This window comes from Oleiphilus sp. HI0117 (assembly GCF_001635235.1).
In genome coordinates this window covers 1-4,225 of record NZ_LWGA01000697.1, presented here as the reverse complement: position 1 = coordinate 4,225, position 4,225 = coordinate 1, and the positions used below count along the sequence as shown (strand labels likewise).

Genomic DNA, 4,225 nt, shown 5'->3' with positions numbered 1-4,225 from the left:
CCTGATCGGTTTCGGCACATTTTCAGTCAGAGAGCGAAGTGCTCGTACTGGTAAAAACCCTCAAACTGGTGCAACAATCCAGATTGCTGCAAGCAAGTCTGTTGGCTTCAAGCCTGGCAAGTCACTGAAAGATGCAGTGAACGGCTAGCTGGCCTGAGCCAAATTCAAAAAAGAGGCTTTCAAGGCCTCTTTTTTATTTCTACTAAAGTTTTATCGAAACCTGTAGCTTCGCTAATAAATCCTGACTAATCCCCTGTACCTTCAATAAAGCATCCATAGATTCATAGGGCCGGCCATCAATAATCTTTTGCGCCAGAACCTTACCCACACCCGGTAATGTTTGCAAAACGACAATGTCATCCTGATTAATATCAATCAGCTGCTTACTAAGGCTAACTTCACATTCCGTTTCTGCTTTATCCTCACCATTATCTTTAGGCTGACGCGTATCTTCTACCTGGTATATTTTCGGCGGACTAGGCTCTCTCTCACTCACGCGCTCAGCTAATAGCTTTAGTTGCTTCAGCTCTATCAGCATTTGTTTCTGCTGTTCAAGGCTTTCATTAGTATTTTTTGCTAATACGTAAAGCCCCCATAAAACACAAACAAAGCCAAGGAATCCGATAATACCCATACCTTATTCTCCAATCCTATGTGTAAGGTGCAATCAATCTAACTCGAAAGAAATCCTACCATCTAGAATAGTTGTGAGTACTTGCCCCTTCAAACTTTTTCCTATTAAAGGTGTGTTTTTTCCATGAGAAATGATTTTGTCAGCACTCAACTGACGTTCACCTTCAGGAGAAAAAACACATAAGTCAGCCACGGCTCCTACTTCTATTTTCGGACAGTTCCTGCGTAAAACCTTGCTAGACCCTCGAGTCATCGCTTCAATAAATCTGGGCAGACTTATTTCTCCGCTGTCCTCTAAACGCATGGCAAAGGGCAAAAGAAATTCTATATTACTCATTCCCGCTTCAGTTTCAGCAAAAGGCGCTTGTTTCGCTGCAGCCTCATGTGGACGATGAGCGCTGGTGATCGCATCAATCACACCACGGTTTACACCATCAACAAGTGCTAAACGATCCCGCTCTTCTCTTAACGGCGGTAAGCAATAATAAACACTATTAAAATCCTCAATACACTCATCGGTGTAGAGTAGATTCTGAATCGCAACATCTGCCGTAATATTTACACCTGCAGCTTTTGCTTGCTCAAGCTGAGAAACAGATTCAGCCGCCGACAATTGAGAAAGGTGGAGATGCACTCCCGTTGCTTTAGCTAACTGAATCAATTGCGCAACGGCGATGGTTTCAGCCAAAGAAGTAATGCCTTGCAGGCCAACGGTGGTACTTACTTCACCTTCATGCATGACCCCTTGTTGTAATGAGGGCTCTACAGGGTTCACAAAAACGCTCATCTCATGCGTTTTTGCATATTCAAAACAGCGCTTGGTCACGGCTAAATTTTTAAGCGGGTTGTAAGCGTTACTCAAAGCCACACATTGCGCTTTCTTCAGGGATGAATAGGTAGCTAACTGCTCTCCTTTTAGTCCCTGCGTCAACGCACCAATTGGTAAAACTCTGCAATAGTCCGTCTGTGCGCTTAGCTCTCTAATCAACTTTGACACAGCTTGAGAGTCATTGACCGGCCGGGTTTCTGGAGTACAGCATAAGGTCGTCACGCCACCCGCGGCGGCGGCTTTGGTTTCACTTGCGATACTGCCTTTTATGGAGTTTCCTGGCTCTGGCAAAGCGACAGAAAGATCAATCAAGCCTGGTAATACATAGGCTCCATTCAATTCTTTTGTAGGAGTGCCACTTATCTCGGCAACATCGATTGCCTCGATCAGACCATCTTTAATCAGCAAGGTTTCAAAAGGAGCCCAGGACGCGCCGGAGTCAGAGAAAACTAGACGCTGACCATTTTTAAGAAGCATGCTCATTTTGACTCCTCACTGTTTTTCTCTTCCGTTTGACCACTCATTGCCATCGACATAACCGCCATTCTTACAGCAATACCATTAGTGACCTGATCCAGGATCACTGACTGCTCGCCATCTGCAACTTCCGACTCGATCTCAACGCCGCGGTTAATCGGCCCCGGGTGCATTACAATTGCATCAGGTTTGGCTAGTGCCAAGCGCTCACGAGTCAAGCCATAAAGCTGAAAGTATTCCTGCTCACTCGGTAGCAAAGCTCCTTGCATTCGTTCACGCTGCAATCGAAGCATAATAATCACATCAAGGTCTTTTAGGCCTTCATCCATATTGTTATAGACATTAACATCCAATGACTCGACACTTTTCGGCAGCAAGGTATTAGGAGCTATCACTCTTACCTCATCAACACCGAGTGTATTCAGCGCTCTAATCTGGGATCGTGCAACTCTTGAATGCAAAATATCACCCACAATTGCGACTTTCAGGCCCTCGAATTGCCCCTTATTCTGACGAATAGTCAGCATATCCAGCATTGCTTGTGTCGGGTGGGCGTGCCAACCATCTCCTGCATTCACAATAGCCACACCAGGTGTGACAGACTCTGCGATAAAATGCGCGGCACCACTCGAGGCATGTCGAACAACAAACATATCACTGGCCATCGCTTCGAGATTACGCAGCATATCCGAAAGCGATTCGCCTTTTGAGGTAGCAGAGGTATTAATATCCAGATTAAGTACATCGGCGGATAAACGCTTGGCAGCCAATTCAAAGGTGCTTCGAGTCCGTGTACTGGCTTCAAAGAAAAGATTCACGACAGTTTTGCCACGCAAAAGGGGAACTTTTTTGATGTTCCTTTCGCCAACTTCGATCAATGAGTCTGCGGTATCCAAAATTTCTGTCAGGAGCTCTTTACTGAGCCCAGATACCGTCAAGAAGTGCTTGAGTCTTCCTGACTTAGTTAGTTGAATAGGCGCCTGCATGAAAATTTCCTGTTAAAAACCGTCGTCGTTGAAATGTAGTTACTGTATTTTTAGGTGTAGATTCTCTGGACCGATAAGCTTTATACGCTGCCCCTCGGCTAAAGATAATTTCGCCCCAACCACATGAGGTGCGATTGGAAGCTCCGGACGCCCTACATCTACCAGTACGGCCAGTGTAATACTTGCTGGTCTGCCGTAATCAAATAGTTCGTTCATCGCTGCACGCACAGTACGGCCAGACATTAAGACATCATCGAATAAAACGATATGCTTATCTTTTGTTTCGAAGGGCAAGCTAGATGGCTCAACTTTTGGATTCAAACCAATTTGAGTAAAGTCGTCGCGATAGAAAGATATATCAAGCTCACCAATCAGTTTTTCATTCGCCAAACTTTTTTGAATAGCCTTAGCGACCCAAACACCGCCGGTGCGAATCCCGACAAACTCATAGTCAGTGATATTCTTTTCTGCCAAATAATGGCTTAGTTGCTGTGACATCGCACCCAATAAGGCTTCTACAGCTTGTTCATCATGCATTGTCAGTTCCTTTATTGTCACTCATTGCTGCAAACCAGCTTTCTAGTATTAAACATGCTGCGGCACCGTCAACCGAGTGATCCCCAAAATCTACGTACCGACCCGTTCTAGCTTTCACCGCCTGCTTAGCTTCGAAGCTTGAGAGCCGCTCATCCATCATATCGACCGGTTTATTAAAACGGCCTTTTAAGCGCTTACCGAACTTCTTCGCTCGCAATGACATATCGCTTTCAGAGCCATCCATATTCAAAGGTAAACCAACGACAAAGCCTGTCGGTTTCCATTCTTCTACCAATTGTTCAATTACTTCCCAGTCAGGAATCCCCTCTCTGGCTTTAATGGGAGCAAGCTCTGATGCGGTTTTAAGTAGGCTATTCCCACAGGCAACACCGAAGCGCTTTACACCAAAGTCAAAACATAAGTAGGTCAAGGCTTCATTGGTCATTAAGCGTGACCTATCTGGCCACTGAGCTGGTCTGCCTTAATACCGAGAATATCCATCGCCATTGTCAGTTTTTTGCTATCGTCGTCAGCAAACAATATGTCCTGAGACCCGGGGCAAGTTAACCAAGTGTTTTCTGTGAGCTCACCTTCTAACTGCCCCTCTCCCCAACCAGCATAGCCAAGGGCAACCAGATAGGTTTGTGGCCCGGTTCCCTGTGCAATGGCTTCAAGGATGTCTTTAGATGTGGTGAGTTTCAGTCCGGATGATAACTCTAGCGTAGATTGCCAACATTTTTCACCATCATGAAAGATAAAACCA

The 4,225-nt window shown here is 45.4% G+C and carries 7 protein-coding genes; 1 reads left to right on the top strand and 6 read right to left on the bottom strand.

What is annotated here, in order from left to right; genetic code table 11:
- On the top strand, positions 1–148 hold a 148-nt coding region (locus A3757_RS10090; protein ID WP_197469982.1), incomplete at its 5' end, for an HU family DNA-binding protein.
- 54 nt (positions 149–202) lie between these two features.
- Here A3757_RS10090 and A3757_RS10085 read toward each other — a convergent pair.
- The 6 genes from A3757_RS10085 to A3757_RS10060 form a co-directional block, all read right to left on the bottom strand.
- Positions 203–634 carry a helix-hairpin-helix domain-containing protein gene (locus A3757_RS10085; protein ID WP_068553658.1) on the bottom strand — a complete coding sequence of 144 codons (432 nt, stop codon included), beginning with the start codon at positions 632–634 and terminating at the stop codon, positions 203–205.
- A gap of 33 nt (positions 635–667) precedes the next feature.
- On the bottom strand, positions 668–1,945 hold the full coding sequence (locus A3757_RS10080; RefSeq protein WP_068508679.1) for a dihydroorotase family protein: 1,278 nt from the start codon (positions 1,943–1,945) through the stop codon (positions 668–670).
- Positions 1,942–2,925 carry an aspartate carbamoyltransferase catalytic subunit gene (locus tag A3757_RS10075; RefSeq protein WP_068508681.1) on the bottom strand — a complete coding sequence of 328 codons (984 nt, stop codon included), beginning with the start codon at positions 2,923–2,925 and terminating at the stop codon, positions 1,942–1,944. The genes A3757_RS10080 and A3757_RS10075 overlap by 4 nt, the downstream gene beginning before the upstream one ends.
- 39 nt (positions 2,926–2,964) lie before the next feature.
- Complete coding sequence (gene pyrR, locus A3757_RS10070; RefSeq protein ID WP_068508682.1) at positions 2,965–3,462, bottom strand: bifunctional pyr operon transcriptional regulator/uracil phosphoribosyltransferase PyrR; 498 nt, start codon at positions 3,460–3,462, stop codon at positions 2,965–2,967.
- Positions 3,455–3,907, bottom strand: coding sequence for a Holliday junction resolvase RuvX (gene ruvX, locus A3757_RS10065; RefSeq protein ID WP_068508683.1), 453 nt, complete (start codon positions 3,905–3,907; stop codon positions 3,455–3,457). The genes pyrR and ruvX overlap by 8 nt, the downstream gene beginning before the upstream one ends.
- A partial coding sequence (locus A3757_RS10060; RefSeq protein ID WP_197469980.1) for a YqgE/AlgH family protein occupies positions 3,907–4,225 on the bottom strand: 319 nt, incomplete at its 5' end. The genes ruvX and A3757_RS10060, both read right to left, overlap by 1 nt.

What these genes read in the sequence shown, in the direction of transcription:
- A3757_RS10085 (WP_068553658.1), bottom strand. Translation starts at nt 634, where the DNA reads ATGGGTATTATCGGATTCCTTGGCTTTGTTTGTGTTTTATGGGGGCTT.
- A3757_RS10080 (WP_068508679.1), bottom strand. Translation starts at nt 1,945, where the DNA reads ATGAGCATGCTTCTTAAAAATGGTCAGCGTCTAGTTTTCTCTGACTCC.
- A3757_RS10075 (WP_068508681.1), bottom strand. Translation starts at nt 2,925, where the DNA reads ATGCAGGCGCCTATTCAACTAACTAAGTCAGGAAGACTCAAGCACTTC.
- pyrR (WP_068508682.1), bottom strand. Translation starts at nt 3,462, where the DNA reads ATGCATGATGAACAAGCTGTAGAAGCCTTATTGGGTGCGATGTCACAG.
- ruvX (WP_068508683.1), bottom strand. Translation starts at nt 3,907, where the DNA reads ATGACCAATGAAGCCTTGACCTACTTATGTTTTGACTTTGGTGTAAAG.